13 protein-coding genes, 1 tRNA gene and 4 pseudogenes are annotated in these 18,273 nt (G+C 46.6%); 8 read left to right on the top strand and 10 right to left on the bottom strand.

The window, feature by feature from the left end; all coding sequences use genetic code 11:
- Positions 1–3 precede the first annotated feature (3 nt).
- The gene (gene speC / locus ACJHYW_RS17645; protein WP_049039063.1) at positions 4–2,139 is read right to left on the bottom strand and encodes an ornithine decarboxylase; all 2,136 of its coding nucleotides are present in this window, start codon (positions 2,137–2,139) and stop codon (positions 4–6) included.
- A gap of 162 nt (positions 2,140–2,301) precedes the next feature.
- Positions 2,302–2,385, bottom strand: a complete 84-nt coding sequence (locus ACJHYW_RS17650; protein WP_212734590.1) for a hypothetical protein — start codon at positions 2,383–2,385, stop codon at positions 2,302–2,304.
- A gap of 152 nt (positions 2,386–2,537) precedes the next feature.
- On the opposite strand from ACJHYW_RS17650, the gene ACJHYW_RS17655 reads away from it, so the two are divergent.
- The 5 genes and pseudogenes from ACJHYW_RS17655 to ACJHYW_RS17675 all read left to right on the top strand — a co-directional run bounded on the left by ACJHYW_RS17655 (position 2,538) and on the right by ACJHYW_RS17675 (position 6,560).
- On the top strand, positions 2,538–3,245 hold the full coding sequence (locus ACJHYW_RS17655; protein ID WP_000234526.1) for a DUF554 domain-containing protein: 708 nt from the start codon (positions 2,538–2,540) through the stop codon (positions 3,243–3,245).
- Positions 3,246–3,350: 105 nt separating this feature from the next.
- Positions 3,351–3,426, top strand: a tRNA-Phe gene (locus ACJHYW_RS17660).
- A 197-nt stretch (positions 3,427–3,623) separates the two neighbouring features.
- Positions 3,624–4,889 carry a tyrosine-type recombinase/integrase gene (locus ACJHYW_RS17665; protein ID WP_049038998.1) on the top strand — a complete coding sequence of 422 codons (1,266 nt, stop codon included), beginning with the start codon at positions 3,624–3,626 and terminating at the stop codon, positions 4,887–4,889.
- Positions 4,890–5,144: 255 nt separating this feature from the next.
- Positions 5,145–6,188, top strand: coding sequence for a tetratricopeptide repeat family protein (locus ACJHYW_RS17670; RefSeq protein ID WP_049039000.1), 1,044 nt, complete (start codon positions 5,145–5,147; stop codon positions 6,186–6,188).
- Positions 6,189–6,330: 142 nt separating this feature from the next.
- A pseudogene (locus ACJHYW_RS17675) lies at positions 6,331–6,560 on the top strand (hypothetical protein).
- Here ACJHYW_RS17675 and ACJHYW_RS17680 read toward each other — a convergent pair.
- The 3 genes from ACJHYW_RS17680 to ACJHYW_RS17690 all read right to left on the bottom strand — a co-directional run bounded on the left by ACJHYW_RS17680 (position 6,547) and on the right by ACJHYW_RS17690 (position 9,557).
- On the bottom strand, positions 6,547–8,049 hold the full coding sequence (locus ACJHYW_RS17680) for a phosphoethanolamine transferase (RefSeq protein WP_061093062.1): 1,503 nt from the start codon (positions 8,047–8,049) through the stop codon (positions 6,547–6,549). The pseudogene ACJHYW_RS17675 and the gene ACJHYW_RS17680 sit on opposite strands and share 14 nt — an antisense overlap.
- 181 nt (positions 8,050–8,230) lie before the next feature.
- Complete coding sequence (locus tag ACJHYW_RS17685) at positions 8,231–8,971, bottom strand: outer membrane protein (RefSeq protein ID WP_001045028.1); 741 nt, start codon at positions 8,969–8,971, stop codon at positions 8,231–8,233.
- 217 nt (positions 8,972–9,188) lie between these two features.
- A complete protein-coding gene (locus ACJHYW_RS17690) occupies positions 9,189–9,557 on the bottom strand; it encodes a hypothetical protein (protein WP_049038853.1) in 369 nt (122 codons plus the stop codon).
- A 733-nt stretch (positions 9,558–10,290) separates the two neighbouring features.
- Between ACJHYW_RS17690 and ACJHYW_RS17695 the strand changes: the two are divergent.
- Positions 10,291–10,670: pseudogene (locus tag ACJHYW_RS17695) on the top strand (GTP-binding protein); the annotation flags it as partial.
- 252 nt (positions 10,671–10,922) lie between these two features.
- Here ACJHYW_RS17695 and ACJHYW_RS17700 read toward each other — a convergent pair.
- Positions 10,923–11,160, bottom strand: a pseudogene (locus ACJHYW_RS17700) (winged helix-turn-helix domain-containing protein); the annotation flags it as partial.
- Positions 11,161–11,465: 305 nt separating this feature from the next.
- Between ACJHYW_RS17700 and ACJHYW_RS17705 the strand changes: the two are divergent.
- Together ACJHYW_RS17705 and istA are read left to right on the top strand one after the other, a co-directional pair.
- Positions 11,466–11,807, top strand: coding sequence for an FxLYD domain-containing protein (locus ACJHYW_RS17705; RefSeq protein WP_001049879.1), 342 nt, complete (start codon positions 11,466–11,468; stop codon positions 11,805–11,807).
- 303 nt (positions 11,808–12,110) lie between these two features.
- A pseudogene (gene istA, locus ACJHYW_RS17710) lies at positions 12,111–13,070 on the top strand (IS21-like element ISEc12 family transposase); the annotation flags it as partial.
- A gap of 351 nt (positions 13,071–13,421) precedes the next feature.
- Here the strand turns inward: istA and sfaX are convergent.
- The 4 genes from sfaX to mchF all read right to left on the bottom strand — a co-directional run bounded on the left by sfaX (position 13,422) and on the right by mchF (position 18,071).
- A complete protein-coding gene (sfaX, locus tag ACJHYW_RS17715) occupies positions 13,422–13,973 on the bottom strand; it encodes an HTH-type transcriptional regulator SfaX (protein ID WP_001445604.1) in 552 nt (183 codons plus the stop codon).
- A gap of 244 nt (positions 13,974–14,217) precedes the next feature.
- Positions 14,218–15,446, bottom strand: a protein-coding gene (locus ACJHYW_RS17720) for an IS3 family transposase (protein WP_105075185.1) whose coding sequence is annotated in 2 segments (ribosomal slippage) — positions 14,218–15,131 and positions 15,131–15,446 — 1,230 coding nt in all. Because the reading frame shifts where the segments join, the coding sequence is not laid out codon by codon here.
- A gap of 41 nt (positions 15,447–15,487) precedes the next feature.
- Positions 15,488–15,721: a colicin V family bacteriocin gene (locus ACJHYW_RS17725; RefSeq protein WP_049043355.1), complete on the bottom strand. Its 234-nt coding sequence runs from the start codon at positions 15,719–15,721 to the stop codon at positions 15,488–15,490.
- 253 nt (positions 15,722–15,974) lie between these two features.
- Positions 15,975–18,071 carry a microcin export peptidase/ABC transporter MchF gene (gene mchF / locus ACJHYW_RS17730; protein ID WP_001368208.1) on the bottom strand — a complete coding sequence of 699 codons (2,097 nt, stop codon included), beginning with the start codon at positions 18,069–18,071 and terminating at the stop codon, positions 15,975–15,977.
- Between the last annotated feature and the right edge of the window lie 202 nt (positions 18,072–18,273).

Genomic DNA, 18,273 nt, shown 5'->3' on the forward strand with positions numbered 1-18,273 from the left:
TTCTTACTTCAACACATAACCGTACAATCGTTTCATGCCATCTGCATCGGTTTCGCTATAGACACCTTGCAGCTCCGGCGAAAATCCCGGCAACAAATTCACCCCTTCTTCCAGCGCAAGGAAATAACGCTGAACCGCCCCACCCCAGACTTCTCCGGGTACCACGCAAAGCACGCCTGGTGGATAAGGCAACGCCCCTTCTGCCGCAATTCGCCCTTCGGCATCACGAATCCGCACCAACTCCACTTCACCGCGAATATAAGCGCTATGCGCATCCTGGGGATTCATCACCACTGACGGGAAACTCTGCTGGCGGAACATCGCTTTTTGTAGGTCTTTGACGTCGAAACTGACATACAGATCGTGCATCTCCTGACACAACTTGCGCAGGGTGTAGTCGCGATAGCGCACCGGATACTTGTTATAAACGCTCGGCAACACCTCAGCCAGCGGTGAGTCATCCTCAATATGCTGTTCAAATTGCGCCAGCATCGCCACCAGTTGTGCCAGCTTCTCGTGGCTTTCCGCCGGAGTTAATAAGAACAGAATGGAGTTGAGATCGCACTTCTCCGGCACAATGCCGTTCTCACGCAGATAGTGCGCCAGAATCGTCGCCGGAACGCCAAAGTCGCTATATTCGCCGGTTTCGGCATTGATACCTGGTGTAGTGAGTAACAGCTTGCACGGATCAACAAAATACTGATCCGCGGCATATCCTTCAAAGCCGTGCCACTTCGCCCCCGGCTCAAAACTGAAAAAACGGCGGTCGCTGGCTAATACTGACGTCGGATAATCCTGCCACAATTTGCCATCAACAACGGGCGGGATAAACGGGCGGAACAGCTTACAGCGCGCAAGAATCGCCTTCCGGGCTTCAATCCCCAACGCAACGCACTCCGCCCACAGCCGACGCCCACTCTCCCCTTCATGAATTTTGGCGTTAACGTCCAGCGCGGCGAACAGCGGATAGAACGGGCTGGTAGAAGCATGGAGCATAAAGGCATTATTCAACCGCTTATGCGGGCAAAAACGCGCCTGTCCACGGATATGGTTATCTTTTTTATGGATCTGCGACGTCTGTGAGAATCCCGCCTGCTGTTTGTGCACCGACTGGGTCACAAAGATCCCCGGATCGTTTTCGTTAAGTTCTAACAGCAGCGGCGAGCTATCCGCCATCATCGGGATAAACTGTTCGTAACCGACCCACGCGGAATCAAACAGAATGTAATCACACAGATGCCCAACGGTATCGATCACCTGACGGGCGTTATAGACAGTGCCGTCATAGGTTCCCAGCTGAATAATCGCCAGGCGAAACGGGCGCGGCAGGTCGGCTTTTTCTGGCGCAACGTCGCGAATTTGCTGGCGCAGATACTCTTCATTAAAACAGTGCGCATCAATACCGCCAATGAAACCAAACGGGTTACGTGAAGCTTCCAGATAGACCGGCGTCGCCCCCGCCTGAATCAGCGCGCCGTGATGATTCGACTTATGGTTGTTACGGTCGAAGAGCACCAGATCGCCACGCGTTAACAGCGCATTCGTCACCACTTTATTCGCTGCCGATGTGCCGTTCAGTACAAAATAGGTTTTATCGGCATGAAAGACTTTGGCTGCGAATTTCTGCGCATCCTTCGCCGATCCTTCATGAATAAGCAGATCGCCCAATTTTACGTCAGCGTTACACATATCGGCGCGAAAGATGTTCTCGCCAAAGAAATCGTAAAAATGGCGTCCGGCAGGATGCTTTTTAAAGAACGCACCATGTTGATGTCCAGGGCAAGCAAAGGTGCTATTGCCCATCTCAACGTACTGCGTCAGCGTGTCATAAAACGGTGGCAGCAAATTCTCTTCATACTGACAGGCTGCGGATTCCAGCTCCAGCCACTGCTGCTCGTTGCCGTTGATTACCGCCGTAACGCCCGCAGGTAATTCAACAGCATGTTCGGAATACAAAAACACCGGTAGATGAAAACCGGTGCGCTTAAGCAACGCAAGAATGCCACTGCGGCTATCCGCAGCGGTAATGACGACTGCCGCGACGTCCGTAAAATCAGTATCTCCCAACGCCACCACGCGGCGATGAGTAGAAAGTCGGGATACCAGTTCACTACTGGCGGCAATATTCATTGATTTCATAAGCGCAAAACCCGTTTCGGGGAAGTAAGAATACCGGACAAGGTGAAAAACCCTGCCCCACGAGATATGGGTCAAACTGGTCACCAGCTCCGACCGCCAGACATCAGTAAAAGCAGAAACGCTCTGATTTTACTGTTGTCCTGCAGTGAGCGTGCGTTAACCTCACCGCATGAGCAGTAGCATAAAAAGAGAAGAGTTTCGCGCGAAACGGCGATAAGCGAGAGAATGTAAGGAGATGGCGTGCATCGGGCAAACTCCGTACAGAGAGGAGAAAATTCGCGCAATCATGGCACCTTTCACCAGAGCGTGCAAGCCAGGACTTTGCGAACAAACAAGCCATCGAAGGAGCCAAACGGTCATAATAAGAAAATCAGACAATGCAGCTAACAGGAACTCTTGTGGTCATCGGTCCTTTTATCAACGCAAGTGCAGTATTACTGGGTGGTGTTCTCGGTGCACTCCTTAGTCAACGCTTACCGGAACGTATCCGCGTCTCCATGACATCAATTTTTGGTCTGGCATCGCTGGGGATTGGTATTTTACTGGTGGTGAAATGCGCCAACCTTCCGGCGATGGTTTTAGCAACCTTACTCGGGGCATTAATCGGCGAAATTTGTCTGCTGGAAAAAGGCGTCAATACCGCGGTCACCAAAGCACAAAATCTGTTTCGCCACTCACGTAAGAAGCCAGCGCATGAATCTTTTATTCAGAATTATGTCGCGATTATTGTCCTGTTTTGCGCCAGCGGCACCGGGATCTTCGGGGCGATGAACGAAGGGATGACCGGCGATCCGAGTATTTTAATCGCCAAGTCATTTCTCGATTTCTTTACGGCGATGATCTTCGCCTGCTCGTTGGGTATTGCGGTGTCGGTGATTAGCATTCCATTACTGATCATCCAGTTAACGCTGGCGTGGGCTGCCGCGCTGATATTACCGCTGACCACACCGTCGATGATGGCAGACTTCAGCGCTGTAGGCGGTTTATTGCTGCTGGCAACCGGATTACGCATCTGCGGCATTAAAATGTTCCCGGTGGTCAACATGCTTCCAGCACTCCTTCTGGCAATGCCGCTTTCCGCCGCCTGGACCGCCTGGTTTGCCTGACAATGCGTGCAATAGCGGCAAAGTGATGATAGATTGTGCAGTCTGCAGTAAATTGAAGAAATTTGATTGACGAGACGAGGCGAATCAGGTTTAATGCGCCCCGTTGCCCGGATAGCTCAGTCGGTAGAGCAGGGGATTGAAAATCCCCGTGTCCTTGGTTCGATTCCGAGTCCGGGCACCAAATTCATATCAACGGACCTCCACGGAGGTCCGTTTTTCGTTTCAGAACGCCACAATTTAAGCGTTCTGCCTCCAAATCAATTCTACCGAACTCAACCAGATTCCCCCCACATCAACCCCATTGTGTGGGTATAATTGCGGGTATACCCCAGTTCGACAGAATTTGTACCCTCTTTAACGCATTCAGAAGGCTGAACTATGGCACTGACTGACGCAAAAATCCGGGCTGCAAAGCACACTGACAAGGCTTATAAACTCACTGACGGGGCTGGCATGTTCCTGCTGGTACATCCTAATGGTTCCCGTTACTGGCGTCTCCGTTATCGCATTCTGGGTAAGGAGAAAACTCTGGCACTTGGTGTATACCCGGAGGTTTCTCTCTCCGAAGCTCGTACAAAACGGGATGAGGCCCGAAAACTGATTTCGGAGGGGATTGACCCTTGCGAACAGAAAAGAGCTAAAAAAGTAGTCCCTGATTTACAACTCTCTTTTGAACATATCGCACGACGCTGGCATGCCAGTAATAAACAATGGGCACAATCACACAGCGATAAGGTACTCAAAAGCCTCGAAACACACGTTTTCCCCTTTATCGGCAACCGGAACATCACAACACTCAATACCCCGGACCTGCTTATCCCTGTTCGTGCTGCAGAAGCTAAACAAATTTATGAAATCGCCAGTCGTCTGCAGCAAAGAATATCTGCTGTAATGCGTTATGCCGTACAGTCTGGCATCATCAGATATAATCCTGCTCTGGATATGGCTGGCGCATTGACCTCTGTAAAACGACAGCATCGCCCCGCTCTTGATCTTTCACGTCTGCCTGAACTTCTGTCGCGTATTAACAGTTATAAAGGTCAGCCTGTCATCCGGCTTGCTGTTATGCTGAATTTACTGGTTTTTATTCGCTCCAGTGAACTCAGATATGCCCGCTGGGCTGAAATTGATATTGACAATTCAATGTGGACTATTCCAGCCGAACGCAAACCTCTGCCAGGGGTAAAATTCTCACACCGGGGCTCCAAGATGCGAACACCACATCTTGTGCCACTCAGCAAACAGGCTGTAGCCATACTGACAGAACTTCAGACATGGGCTGGTGAAAATGGTCTGATCTTTACGGGAGCACATGACCCGCGTAAACCAATCAGTGAAAAAACCGTAAATAAGGCCCTCAGAGTGATGGGGTATGACACAACCAAGGAAGTCTGTGGCCATGGATTCCGGGCGATGGCGTGCAGTGCATTGATTGAATCCGGCTTATGGTCAAGAGATGCGGTTGAACGTCAGATGAGTCATCAGGAGCGCAACGGAGTACGTGCCGCGTATATTCATAAAGCAGAACATCTGGAAGAACGTCGGCTTATGCTGCAATGGTGGGCAGATTTTCTGGATGCAAACAGGGAGGAGTGTATCAGTCCGTTTGAATATGCAAAAGTTAACAATCCACTGAAAAGGTGACTGAACACCATTTACACACATGCTCTTCCTCTTAAGGGGAAGAGCACCCGCCTCAATCAATTTCTTTTTTATGCCGGCGGAACCATCAGCCAGGCTGAGGTTCTCATTCAATAACTCAACGTCTTACCACAGAACAGGATTCACTGTATTATCATGGGCAACGTTAATCCCGGACAATAAAAGGACACCGATGCCAGGCATCACAATTTTTATAGCCTGCAGATTATGGTCCATCCTTTTTTACAGGTTCAGAATATGACTGGCAAATTACGCTTTGAAGTGAACGATAACCAGGGCTGTTTCATATTTCCGGAAACCTGGTTTGGCTCGTTGCTGGATGAGTTTGAAGAACTGATTGATGCATACGATGCGGATGAAATCAGCGAAACAAGTTACATCAACAAACTCAGGCGCCTTGCCCGACAGGAGAATGACTTTATTGATGTACACGCTCACTTGGCATACGTATTTCTGGAGCAGAATGCCCCGCGTAAGGCGCTGAATGCTGCCCTTAAAGGGCTGGCAGTTGGCAATCGTCTTATCCCTGAAGGTTTCAGTGGCAGAATCATCTGGATACATCCTGACAACCGACCTTTTCTTCGTGCCCTCTATGCGGCAATCCTGGCAAATGCACATTTACAGCGTCATCAGGATGCCATCATGCTCATTGAAAAAATACTGGATTACAATCCCGAAGATAATCATGGTGCACGCTGGCTACTGGGACCGGAACTGTTACGCACTGGCGCTCATGAACAGGCACGCCATATACTGCAGGAACATGCAGATGAATTTTCACCTTACTGGTATGAACTCGGCCTTCTGCATTTTCTTAATGGGGAACTGGTAAAAGCTGCAACTGCATTTCGTCGCGGCTTTGCGGCAAATACTTACATCGCAGAAATACTGTGCGGAAATCTGCATCCATTTCCACTTGCTGTATGGCATAACTTTTCAGGCGGTCCGGATACTGCCGAAGATTATTATGCCACATACCACCCGTTATGGGGGCAATATCCGGAAGCATTGCTGTTTGTAAACTGGCTCTATAATCATTCCTCTGTGCTGCATGAACGGGCAGAAATCATTAAATGCGCCGAAATGCTGATGCAGGAAGATGATTTCGAAATATGCGAAAGTATTTTAAGACAGCAGGAGAAGTTGCGTGAAAGAATTGATGAGACGCTTTCTGAGAAAATTGTACAGAAATGCAGAAATATGAATGGTGAATATGTCTGGCCCTGGATATTGCCGTTTTCAGCGGCAGGCATGAAACATACTGGCATACAGTATAAGTAGATATTGCATTAGTGTATCCTGCACACAAGTAATAATTTATCCACCAATAATAACACTGTTAATGTCCCCTTCCCCTGGTTGTCAGCCAGGGGTTATCTTCTGAATATTTCTTTTGAAAAGGATAACACAATAAATTATTTTTATGAATTATCCCATGGACTCATTAACACCCTTTCATAATGCTTTATTGTCAAACACGTTATGGCTGACATCAAAAAAACCGGATTTCCTCTGCCAGCGGGTAATCACCTCCCCGGTGTTTTCGGTTGGTCTGGTTACTCCTGTCTGGTTATTAGCAAGATAATTGCTATAAACAGTGGAAAACTCATCGTACATAATCTGGTGATGAACATTACGCTTATTTTCCCTTGACCGGAAGAATCAGAGGCTGCGGTTTCAGACTGTCTGCCGGTACATTCCTCTCTCCGTTAAAAACCATAATGGGTTCATTATCTTCGTCTGTCAGTAGATTGAATGGCGGTATATTTTCAGTACGAATGCCGGTCAGCCACTGAAAAATACCTGCGAAATGACGGGCACTGATTTTTCTGCTGACGGACTGATGAGACGTGATGTCACTGGCGGTAATAATCAGGGGAACGCTGTAGCCTCCCTGCACATGACCATCATGATGAACAGGATTAGCACTGTCGCTGACCGACAGACCATGGTCAGAAAAGTAAAGCATGGCAAAATGACGGGAATGCCGGCGAAGGATACCATCAAGCTGCCCGAGAAAGTTATCCAGTTTACTGATGCTGGCGAGGTAACAGGCAATCTTCCGGGGGAACTGCTCCTGGTAATTATTCGGCCAGGAGTGAAGCCGGTCACACGGGTTCGGATGAGACCCCATCATGTGCAGGAATATCACCTTCGGAGAGGATTTATCCGCCAGTGCACGTTCTGTTTCCTGTAACAACAACATGTCATCCGTTTTACGGGAAGCAAAGCTGCCTTTCTTGAGGAAAACGGTATGCTCCGCATCAGAAGCAATAACAGAGATGCGTGTATCATGCTCCCCCAGCTTTCCCTGATTGGATATCCACCATGTGCTGTATCCTGCTTTTGCTGCCAGCGCCACCACGTTGTTGCCGGAATCAGGGTTCTGCTCATAGTCATAAATCAGTGTCCGGCTCAGGGAAGGCACAGTACTGGCTGCTGCCGATGTATAACCGTCAATAAATAAACCGGGAGCCGTATTCAGCCACGGTGTGGTTGGCACAGGATAGCCATATACCGACATATAATCCCTGCGCACACTCTCACCAGTGACGATAACAATCGTGTCATACAACGGTACACCCGGCAGGATTTTCCAGTTGTCAGCCCCGTGCTGATTCAGTTGTTTATAACGCTGCATTTCACGCAATGTGTCAGTTGTCCCCACAACAGTTCCTTTAACCATCCGCAACGGCCAGCTGTTTACTGAGCATAATACGAACAGCAGCAGTGCCAGCCAGTTACGGTGACCGCGGTGGTGTGTTCGCCAGAAAATCACCATGAATACCAGAATCGCGGCACTGACCAGAAAATGATAAACAGGAATCATCCCGGTAAACTCCGCTGCCTCATCAGTTGTGGTCTGCAACAACGCGACAATAAAACTGTTGTTGATTTTACCGTACGTCATACCGGCAGGCGCATACAGTGCACAACAGAACAGAAATAACAGCGCTGTAATGGATGTGAGGGTATTTCTGTGTGCAAGGAGCAGAAGGAGAAACAGAAGCAGCACATTTCCTGTTGCATTCTTCTCAGTGTATCCGCATGCAATTGTGGTTATTGCAGAAACAACAAAAAAGAATAAAAACAATAAAATCCGGGGGGTGTTGCCCGGACAAAACAGTTTTCTGATATTCATCGGAGTATATCGACAACATTATTATGAAGAGAACAAGATAATAAAAATCAGAAATTATCTGTAAAACAGATAAAAGACAACCCTGCAGTAATAGACTGCAGGGTATTTCTGTTTAATTGCAGAAGATATGCAATTATCTTAATTACAGAATATACGCAATTATCGTTCAGGAGCAGTGTCGTCAGAAGTTATAAGTCATACCAAGCATGATGTCATGACTTTTAACATCAACTTCTGACTTATATTTATCGCCCCACTCGTCCTTGTAACTCACACTGCTGTCACCTGCATCAAGATAGCGATAGCTGAGGTCCAGAGCGATATCCGGGGTTACGTCATAGCGGACACCCGCGCCAAGGCTCCATGCGAAGTTGTCAGCAGAGCCTGAACGTGACAACGATTCGCGACCACTGCTTCCGTACTCATAATCCCAGGTACTGATACCGGTTGTTTTCTGGTGAATTCTGGCGTAGCCAATCCCTGCGGATACCCATGGTGTGAATGCGCTGTCATTCCGGAAGTCATAGTACGCATTCAGCATTAGTGTGTTGACTGACACCTCATTCTTCAGGTCATCACGCCAGTAACCACCTGACCAGCTGTCTTTATCTACGTTATACTTCGAATCAGCTTTTCCACGAGCGTAAAACTCCAGTTCTGTACGAACCGGAATACTGAACTGCGGATAAAAATCATAACCGGCCGCAATACCGCCACTGAATACCGTATCATGGTCATCGCCGCCTTTATACTTTGATGTTTCTTCCTCATCTCCTGACAGGAAACGCTGGTCTGAAAGTGACACCACAGAGGCACCGGCTTTACCGGTCAGATAAAAACCACTTTTACCTTCCTTTGCTCCTGCATTTGCTGCAAATACACAGGCTGCGGCCACCACTGAAACAACAAAAACCTTATTCATTTCAATTATCTCCATTATTGCATCATCATTTTAATATATATTTTTAATATTTAAAAACCGGACTAAAGGCAGCCTCAACACTCCACACTACGGAAGCCAGACTTTTAATCTACACAAAATAAATATATCTTCTCAGTGAGGACGTGAACGCCTGTCTGAAATTATGTGAATACAACCTCCCCAGAATACAAACAGGCAGGGGCACTGGAGTAACCGATCACAATACTTCTGCCTTTTTATATTTTACCGATAATCTCCGTTTAATATAGTTCTTACCGATTTCATAATCGGGGTTCCATGTAGATAAATTATGAACACCTATTGCTACTGCACTCGCCACTCCCAGAATTACGGTTGGTGACCATAAAGAACCAGCTAAAGCTGTACTCCTGTACTCAGTATATACACGACAACTTAATTTCGTTTTCTCTATTTCATGCCCCACTCTTTTTACCGTTTCACTAACATCGGAAACATTTTCGATCACAAAACTCTTACGTTCATAAATAAGCCTGCTTAATGTATTTATATCTAAAAATTTCGCATCAAAAGAATCAATCTGTACTGTTTTTTCTTGTGCTGACATCTTCTTTTCCTGGCTGGTATGGCAAGTGACGGAGACAAGAGAAACGTTTTAAGCTCAGTTATCTCCGCCATCACTTTCCACGAATGACAAGTAATTTTGCCTATTTTAAAACCATGCAAAAGGCAGGGTAAAAGGAGAAAATTCGATCGAATCGATCGACAAAATCGATCATACATGATGAAGATTTTTTATCGAATCCATAAAAATAGTGACAGCTAACCGGCGTTGCAGGAACAGTCAGAAATGGGCGTTTGGGAAAGAGCCATAGCACTACGTCGTCGCTGACATAGAGGAACTGTGCTTTGTTGATAAGATCCTTTATACGGCAACCAATCCACTGGACAAAAGATGAACTACGTAATCACCGGGTTCTCACTGACGAAATACAGAAGTTAATGACACAACTGTGCCATGTACCTTGTACAACAGCGGTGGAAAGCTCTCAGAACAATGGAATTGCAGAAAGGTGTTAAAACGATGAAAGCCTTCATACCCAAATCGAATGTAAGAACGGCAGTAAAGACTGAATTGCGTAACCTTGCAGTAGCTCGAGTATTACACTGCATAGTGTGCAGGGTTATCTCCCATCGAGAAAATATCGGCGCCAGCGAATAACGTCACCTTAGATGTAGCAGTTGCCAAATAGTGACTCAAGGGCGGGCTTACCGCATACACTGACACTTAGCGGATCGACAGAATATTATTAGCAGATCATCACTGAACGCTACGTAATTATCGTAATAAAGGCTTTTTCTGGCTACCAGGAAGACCTGACATGGCTCTGCTCTGGAACCAGGCCGCAGGAAGCATCAATCTGGAGTTTATCAGCTACTGGAATTCCGGTGTATTGGCAGCCCCTGATAATCACCTGACCCACGAAGAGCGCTCTGCTTTGCAGAAACTCTGGGGCGGTTTGGAGACAGGAGATGCCATTTAACGATTATAGGACGTTCTGATGAAGTCCATGATTTTACCTCCGCCTTAATTAACTGTTTTCTTTCTGAAGAAAAAATTGTCTGGTGGCAATCAGGTGGCATTTTCCCGGATCCCTGGCCCGCTAATATATCCCGGCTGAACAGACGATTAACGAGATATTGCAAATATGGCATCTGAATCGATTATGATTTGGCGGCATCCATCTCCGTTCACAGTTTGGCATGCTTCCGATCATTGATTGGCATCCAGCCAGTCACTCCGGGAATTAACTCTTTTCACCGCAGTCTCCATTGCCGTGTTTAAACCAATGGAGACGTCAATGTCCAAAAAGAGAATATCCAGGAGCACTATGGATACCTGTTTTAAGATCCTTCAGCTCAAGTTCGACCAGAAGCTGGCTAACCGTTGTATCGGACTTGCAAAACACCAATGGGGATTGATCTCTATTTTGCGACACAGACGCATTATCAATACATCGATGGTGCGATCAAATACCTCAGTGGTCTCACCGTGGATCAAATCCAGCAATTGCTCACAGATTAAGACTCGTCGGGAGTTTTGAGCCAACGCCAGCAGTAACCCATATTCACCTTGAGTGAAATCTACAGGCTGTTGATGAGCATCAACCAGCACGTAACGGTCCGGGATCAAGTGTCCAGCCGTTAAAAAAACCACTCTACTACCCTGCTCGACCTAAGCCTCGGCGTTCAGCCGCCTGAACGGGTATGGCAAGGGTGAAAAGAAACAGCATCCCCACAGTACCGACCAGACGACAGGATGATGCTGGAACAGAAAGCATTCGCACCTCCCTTAGAATTAGACAGTGCGTACAGGATACGTAAGACAGGGTGACGGGGCGGCGATAAACTCTATTTACAAAGCTGAAAATTTTCTGACGATGAAAAACTATTCAACAAGGTTATCTGAGGCGTTAAAATAACCAGCTCGATTAACGACTAACTTGAGGTGAATATGAATTTAAAAAATATAATTTTAAGTACTGTTTTATCAATCGCTAGTTGTCATGCCCTGGCTGTAGGTAATTCTCAAATAGCGCTATCTAACCTTCATGTGGAAAACACCCCAAGTGGGACGAAGGCAATTGTGGGTTATGCTGAAAATAAATCAAACTCTGTTGTCAAAAATGCTTATGTAAAATTTAATCTTTTAAAAGATGGAGTAGTTATCGGTCAAACAATCGACACAGCATCCAATCTTGAACCAGGCCAGAAGTGGAAAATACAAGCCTTCATTAACACCTTTAACGGCAGCCCCGACTCATTCAAAGTTACTGAAGTGAAAATAGTTAACTGAGTGCGCCACTGACTGCCGCTACAAAAATTATATGGAGGTCCTGGGAAAGGGCAGCTCTGCACCAGGCCGCCATAAAGGAATCAAATACTCTCGTTGCTTATGACACCGAATGCGTATTTTCATGAAAGGAGATCACTCAATAACTTCCATCGAGATCGGGTAATAACATTTGAACAGATCGCTGAATAACATCGATGGAGATCACTTTTGACTCATTTTGTTATTCAGTGATCTCCATCAATGTTATTGGAACTTCACAGGTGTGTTGATCTGTATCTTTTGCCATTCCGGTAAAGGATACCTATGCCAACAGTTCCAATTTCTATGAGAAAACTTAAAGAAATTCTTAGGCTTAAATACGGTGTTGGACTCAGCCATCGACAAATTGGTCGTAGTCTTGCAATCTCCCCTTCCGTTGTATCCAGATATGCTAATCGGGCGGCTCAACTTGGCATAAAGCAGTGGCCCTTACCTACAGGATGGGATGATACAAAACTAAAACATGCGTTCCTTCAGACCCAGGTTAAGATGAAGAAGCACTCTCTGCCTGACTGGGCTACAGTACACCGGGAACTGCGTAATAAATGCGTGACGCTGCAGCTACTCTGGGAAGAATACTGTGAGCGTAATCCAGGCGGTTTTTACAGCTATAACCATTACTGCCGGATGTACCGTGAATGGCTCAAAACCACTTCACCATCAATGCGTCAGGTACATAAAGCTGGCGAAAAACTTTTCGTTGATTACTGTGGACCTACCGTTGGCGTTACCGACCCTGAGACCGGAGAAATAAGAACTGCTCAGGTCATCGTAGCTGTTCTCGGGGCATCAAGTTATACATGGGCAGAGGCCACCTGGTCTCAGCAGCTTGAAGACTGGGTGATGAGTCATGTTCGCTGCTTCCAGTGGTTGGGTGGCGTTCCTGAACTTGTTGTTCCGGACAATCTGAAAAGCGCCACATCCAGGGCATGTAAGTATGATCCTGACGTTAACCCTACCTACCAGCAGATGCTTGAGCATTATAATGTCGCAGTTTTGCCTGCGCGGCCACGTAAACCGAAAGATAAAGCCAAAGCTGAAGTTGGCGTTCAGGTTGTTGAACGCTGGATCATGGCCCGAATCAGGCATGAGATCTTCTACAGCCTTGCATCGCTTAATCAGCGCATTCGGGAGTTGCTGGAAAGACTGAATAACAAAATAATGCAGAAGTTGGGTTATTCACGTGCAGAACTCTTCATCCAGCTTGATAAACCCGCACTTCAGTTGAAAAAGTGGGCACCTACGTTACCAATACTGGCTTAATGGCTACATACGGCGGTCAGTTTACGCTTACTATTGTACAGAGAAAATGGGCAATTATTTGTATTTTTCCTTCATAACGACTTCAGTACACAGGATGACCGCAACCACGCTTCTTCTCCTGCCCGGGCGAAGTGCCTGGTTCAGACAATGATATTAACTGGCTGAAATTTTCGACGCGGTACAGGTCTCCCTGCTTTGAAAGATGCCTGGCGCTGCAATTTTTATCATTTTTTTTGTATCCGGAAAAACACGTCTGCAAGAATCATTATTCTTTTGCCTGAAGCTATCCGGCATACTCAGGCATTTCACGCTTTATGAGCTGACATCATCAAGATGCGCCAGTAATTTTTTATTAATGACTTCAAACAGTTCCTGTTCATCATGGGTCAGATAACCCCAGATTTCTTTCAGATACATGCTTTGTGCAAGAGTGAGCCTCTGAATAAAAAACATACCTTCAGATGTCAGACTGATTTTTTTAGCACGGCGATCCTCCCTGCTATCCGTCCTTTTTACATATCCGGTTTTTTCTAAAAAATCTGTAATGCGGGTAATATTAGTTCTGGTAAACTGCAGTTTCTGGCTTATCTCTGAAGGTGACAGACAATGACTCTCCGCTGTGAATAATGTGGTGAGAACCATGTACACTGAGTGATTTATTCCATACGCCCCCAGAAATTCAGATATATTATCCTGCATCCTTTTATTTGCGCGAATACAGAGTTGCATCAACAAATGCTCCTGAAAGGGATATGCGGGGTCTTTGTTTTTTTGGTGTCTGATTATTTTTTCTAATGTGTCTGTGTTATTCATTTCATTATTCTCCATATTACTGAAACACACTGTCTGTGTACAAGCGCGCATCAGTCATCCGGTAAACATCGACTTTCCACTACAATTTATTCCTGCCTGATTTCTGTATAACTGAGATATTCCGACACAGCAGACAGATAAATTCCCTCAGATAAAAGAACATAAATGCTGGCTGCTGACAAGTCTGTGAAAAAGGATTATCCATACTGCTCAGTAATCGCGGATAACTCACCAGCCCTCCGCCCGTCTGAAAGGTGACTTCCCGGGGCATCCCAGATATCCACTGGATTTGCCCCTATATTTCCAGACACCTGTTATCACTTAACCCATTACTGGCTTGCTGCCGTAGATATTCCCGTGGCGAGCGATAACCCAGTGCACTATGCGGATGCCATTCGTTATAATGCTCGAACGCCTCTGCAAGGTTCTTTGCTGCCGTTAACCCGTCTGGTTTGGGCATGACACTGATGTAGTCACGCTTTATCGTTTTCACGAAGCTCTCTGCTATGCCGTTACTCTCCGGACTCCGCACCGCCGTGCTCTTCGGTTCAAGCCCCAACATCCGGGCAAACTGCCGTGTTTCATTAGCCCGGTAGCATGAACCATTATCCGTCAGCCACTCTACTGGAGACGCCGGAAGCTCGTTGCCGAAGCGGCGTTCCACCGCTCCCAGCATGACGTCCTGTACTGTTTCACTGTTGAAGCCGCCCGTAGTGACCGCCCAGTGCAGTGCCTCACGGTCACAGCAGTCCAGCGCGAACGTGACTCGCAGTTTTTCTCCGTTATCACAGCGGAACTCGAACCCGTCAGAGCACCATCGCTGATTACTTTCTTTCACAGCCACTCTGCCTGTATGTGCCCGTTTCGATGGCGGTACAGCAGGTTTTCGCTCAAGCAACAGCGCATTCTGGCGCATGATCCGGTAAACACGTTTGGCATTGATCGCAGGCATACCATCAAGTTCTGCCTGTCTGCGAAGCAGCGCCCATACCCGACGATAACCATACGTGGGCAGCTCTCCGATAACATGGTGTATACGGAGAAGCACATCCGTATCATCAGTGTGACGACTGCGGCGGCCATCCATCCAGTCATCGGTTCGTCTGAGAATGACGTGCAACTGCGCACGCGACACCCGGAGACAACGGCTGACTAAGCTTACTCCCCATCCCCGGGCAATAAGGGCGCGTGCGCTATCCACTTTTTTGCCCGTCCATATTCAACGGCTTCTTTGAGGAGTTCATTTTCCATCGTTTTCTTGCCGAGCAGGCGCTGGAGTTCTTTAATCTGCTTCATGGCGGCAGCAAGTTCAGAGGCAGGAACAACCTGTTCTCCGGCGGCGACAGCAGTAAGACTTCCTTCCTGGTATTGCTTACGCCAGAGAAATAACTGGCTGGCTGCTACACCATGTTGCCGGGCAACGAGGGAGACCGTCATCCCTGGTTCAAAGCTCTGCTGAACAATTGCGATCTTTTCCTGTGAGGTACGCCGTCTGCGTTTCTCCGGTCCTAAGACATCAATCATCTGCTCTCCAATGACTAGTCTAAAAACTAGTATTAAGACTATCACTTAAATAAGTGATATTGGTTGTCTGGAGATTCAGGGGGCCAGTCTAGACTAACCGTCGCAGTCGTTGCCCATGAATGTACTTTATCACCTATATAAGCCCCTGCAATAGAACCAAATCCCGGGCTAATAAACGTACCAGCAAGTGAACCAATAGCAATTAATTCTGCCTGCCCGTCATTCCCGTCACCTCCAGATATTTGTTTTATTTCATTTTCAGATAGTTTTCTCATTTCAACACCTTCGCTATAAGATTTGTGAAGAAGTAAAAATTCACGTTTAACCACAACGATAAAAATGTAACTACAAGTGATAAAAAAAACATATATAGATTAAAAAAATTATATCCATAGTAATAACTAAGATATAATGACACCGGAATATAAAAGAACAGATAATTGATAACAAAAGCAATCACTGTTATTTTTATATCCTTCTTAACCTCCCCCATCGACAAAACTCCTTACAAAGTTACACCAGTGGATTTTAAATAGAAATAATCCTGTCAACAGTTCTCAAGGTAGTTTCTCTGTGTGCAATAATCACCCGGGTGATATTCATTTTTTTTATGGCAGCATTCACGAAACGTTCACTTTCTGTATCAAGAGAACTTGTAGCCTCATCCATAAATAATATTCCAGGTTTCCGGTATAAAGCTCGGGCAATGAATATACGCTGTTTTTGACCGCCGGAAAGACCTTCCCCCAGTTCACCTATTAACGTTTCATACCCCATTGGCATTTTCATTATCACATCATGAATATGACTTGCTCTGGCACATTCTGTCATCCATTCGTCGTCTGTTTCTTCTGCAAACCCACAGATATTTTCACGAATTGATCCTGAAAATAGCCGGTCGTCCTGCATAACACAGGCTATCATACGGTGATAATTATTTATTCCAAGTTGACGTATATCCGTGCCATTAACCAGTACTTTTCCACTATCTGGTTCAAACAGTCCACATAATACTTTCATTAATGTGGTTTTTCCGGCACCGGAGGCACCAGTTATAGCCACACTTTCTCCCGGAGCCACAGACAAATTCAGACCACTGAATACCTGTGCTGACTGGCTGTCATACCGGTAGCTTAAATCAGTGGTTTCCAGTGAAACCGGGCTCATGTCAGCAACGATTTCAATTTCCGGTTTCTTTTCTTCCTTTTCATGTAGTGCAATATCTGCAATGCGCTCATTATGTAGACTCATTATTCTCAGTTGAAGAAGAAAACTGGTCAGCGAAGCAACCCGATCCGAAAACTGCCCACGAAAAGAACCAAATGCCACAAACATCCCTATTGTCATCTGATTATCGATCACAAGGCTTGCACCCAGCCATAAAATCGCCACCTGATCACAGGCGGCAACAAAAGTATTTATTCCCCCGAAGAGCAAATCCATCCTAGTTAACTTAATACCTGAATTGATCGCATCTATTTTCAGGTTAAGCCAGTGTGTTCCCCGGATCCCGACCATACCCTGGATTTTTACCGTGGCAATACCATACAGGCTTTCCATAAAATAGGAGCTGGCCCGGGCCCCCCTGACAAGAGTTTCTTCCGATATTTGCCGGTAATAGCCGTATGTCACCAGACGAATAAGAACGTAAACCATGGTAAAACCGAGAACTATCCAAGTAAGATATCCTCCATATAACAGCATCATCACAAAAACACCTACAACCATAATACTGTCCATGATTGCCCCAACCACACAGGTGGTAAAGGTGGCCCTCAAAGTGTCAAGGGAGCCAAAACGCGACTGGATATCACCTAATTTACGGCGTTCAAAAAACGCCAGCGGCAGTCTGAGAAGATGGTTAAACAGACCCGACTGCCACTGTATATTGATGAGCGTGCTCATAACCAGTGAGGACCATGCACGCAGCATACTCACCGCGGCCCTGAGCAATATAAAGAACATCAGGCCAGCAGAAATAAGCGTCAGCAGCCCTCTGTCCCCCGCCGGAATCGCATGATCCATAACCAGCTGAGTTCCCACCGGCATTACCAGATTGATTGCTTCAATTACAACTGACAGACAGAAAATTTTCGCCAGTGTTCTTTTAATACCGTAAATACTGTTAATCAGTGAACGGAGACTTATGCGGGTCTGCTGGGTTTCCACCTGGAATTCACTTCCGGGCCAGACCTCAAGTGCAATGCCCGTAAAATACCGGCTCATTTCCTCCCGACCGAGATATCTTCTGCCTCTGGCCGGATCATGCAGTACATAACGGTTACGCTTTACGCTGACCAGCACGACGAAGTGACTGAAATCCCAGTGGAGAATACACGGCATTTTGAGGGCACCAAGTTCATCCAGCTCCAGTGAAAGAGCCCGGGTGACCATCCCCAGTTGCTCCGCTATTCCATTGATTCCTGCAAGGTTTGCTCCACGGGCCGAGAGATTAAACTTCCGGCGAAGAGATATCAGGTCAATATTCTTACCAAAATGACCGCATATCATTGCCAGGCAGGCCAGTCCACATTCAGCGGTCTCCGTCTGATGAATAACCGGAACACGACGTCGCCAGCGCATATCAAGCTGATTTATAATTTGTCTGAAATTCCCGTTAGTCATTCAGCGGTCCTGTTGCACTGTGTTTCATGTCATAGAAAGGAGAAAGCATCCACTGGTAAATACGCCTTTTTTCCAGAAATAGTGTACTTTCTGAACCGCCCCGGGTTTCCTGGAGAGTGTTTTATCTGTGAACTCAGGCTGCCAGATCATCGTTTCCGATGGAAGCATAATAAGCTTTTTCTGCTTCTGCCGGTGGGATATG

It is taken from the genome of Escherichia sp. WS3063 (assembly GCF_046486595.1).
GTDB lineage: Bacteria > Pseudomonadota > Gammaproteobacteria > Enterobacterales > Enterobacteriaceae > Escherichia > Escherichia coli.

Bases quoted from the DNA above. Each gene is read 5' to 3' on its own strand.
- ACJHYW_RS17685 (WP_001045028.1), bottom strand. From the start codon at position 8,971: ATGAATAAGGTTTTTGTTGTTTCAGTGGTGGCCGCAGCCTGTGTATTT.
- ACJHYW_RS17725 (WP_049043355.1), bottom strand. From the start codon at position 15,721: ATGAGAAAACTATCTGAAAATGAAATAAAACAAATATCTGGAGGTGAC.
- ACJHYW_RS17670 (WP_049039000.1), top strand. From the start codon at position 5,145: ATGACTGGCAAATTACGCTTTGAAGTGAACGATAACCAGGGCTGTTTC.
- ACJHYW_RS17705 (WP_001049879.1), top strand. From the start codon at position 11,466: ATGAATTTAAAAAATATAATTTTAAGTACTGTTTTATCAATCGCTAGT.
- sfaX (WP_001445604.1), bottom strand. From the start codon at position 13,973: ATGCGCGCTTGTACACAGACAGTGTGTTTCAGTAATATGGAGAATAAT.
- ACJHYW_RS17650 (WP_212734590.1), bottom strand. From the start codon at position 2,385: ATGCACGCCATCTCCTTACATTCTCTCGCTTATCGCCGTTTCGCGCGA.
- mchF (WP_001368208.1), bottom strand. From the start codon at position 18,071: ATGACTAACGGGAATTTCAGACAAATTATAAATCAGCTTGATATGCGC.
- speC (WP_049039063.1), bottom strand. From the start codon at position 2,139: ATGAAATCAATGAATATTGCCGCCAGTAGTGAACTGGTATCCCGACTT.
- ACJHYW_RS17690 (WP_049038853.1), bottom strand. From the start codon at position 9,557: ATGTCAGCACAAGAAAAAACAGTACAGATTGATTCTTTTGATGCGAAA.
- ACJHYW_RS17665 (WP_049038998.1), top strand. From the start codon at position 3,624: ATGGCACTGACTGACGCAAAAATCCGGGCTGCAAAGCACACTGACAAG.
- ACJHYW_RS17680 (WP_061093062.1), bottom strand. From the start codon at position 8,049: ATGAATATCAGAAAACTGTTTTGTCCGGGCAACACCCCCCGGATTTTA.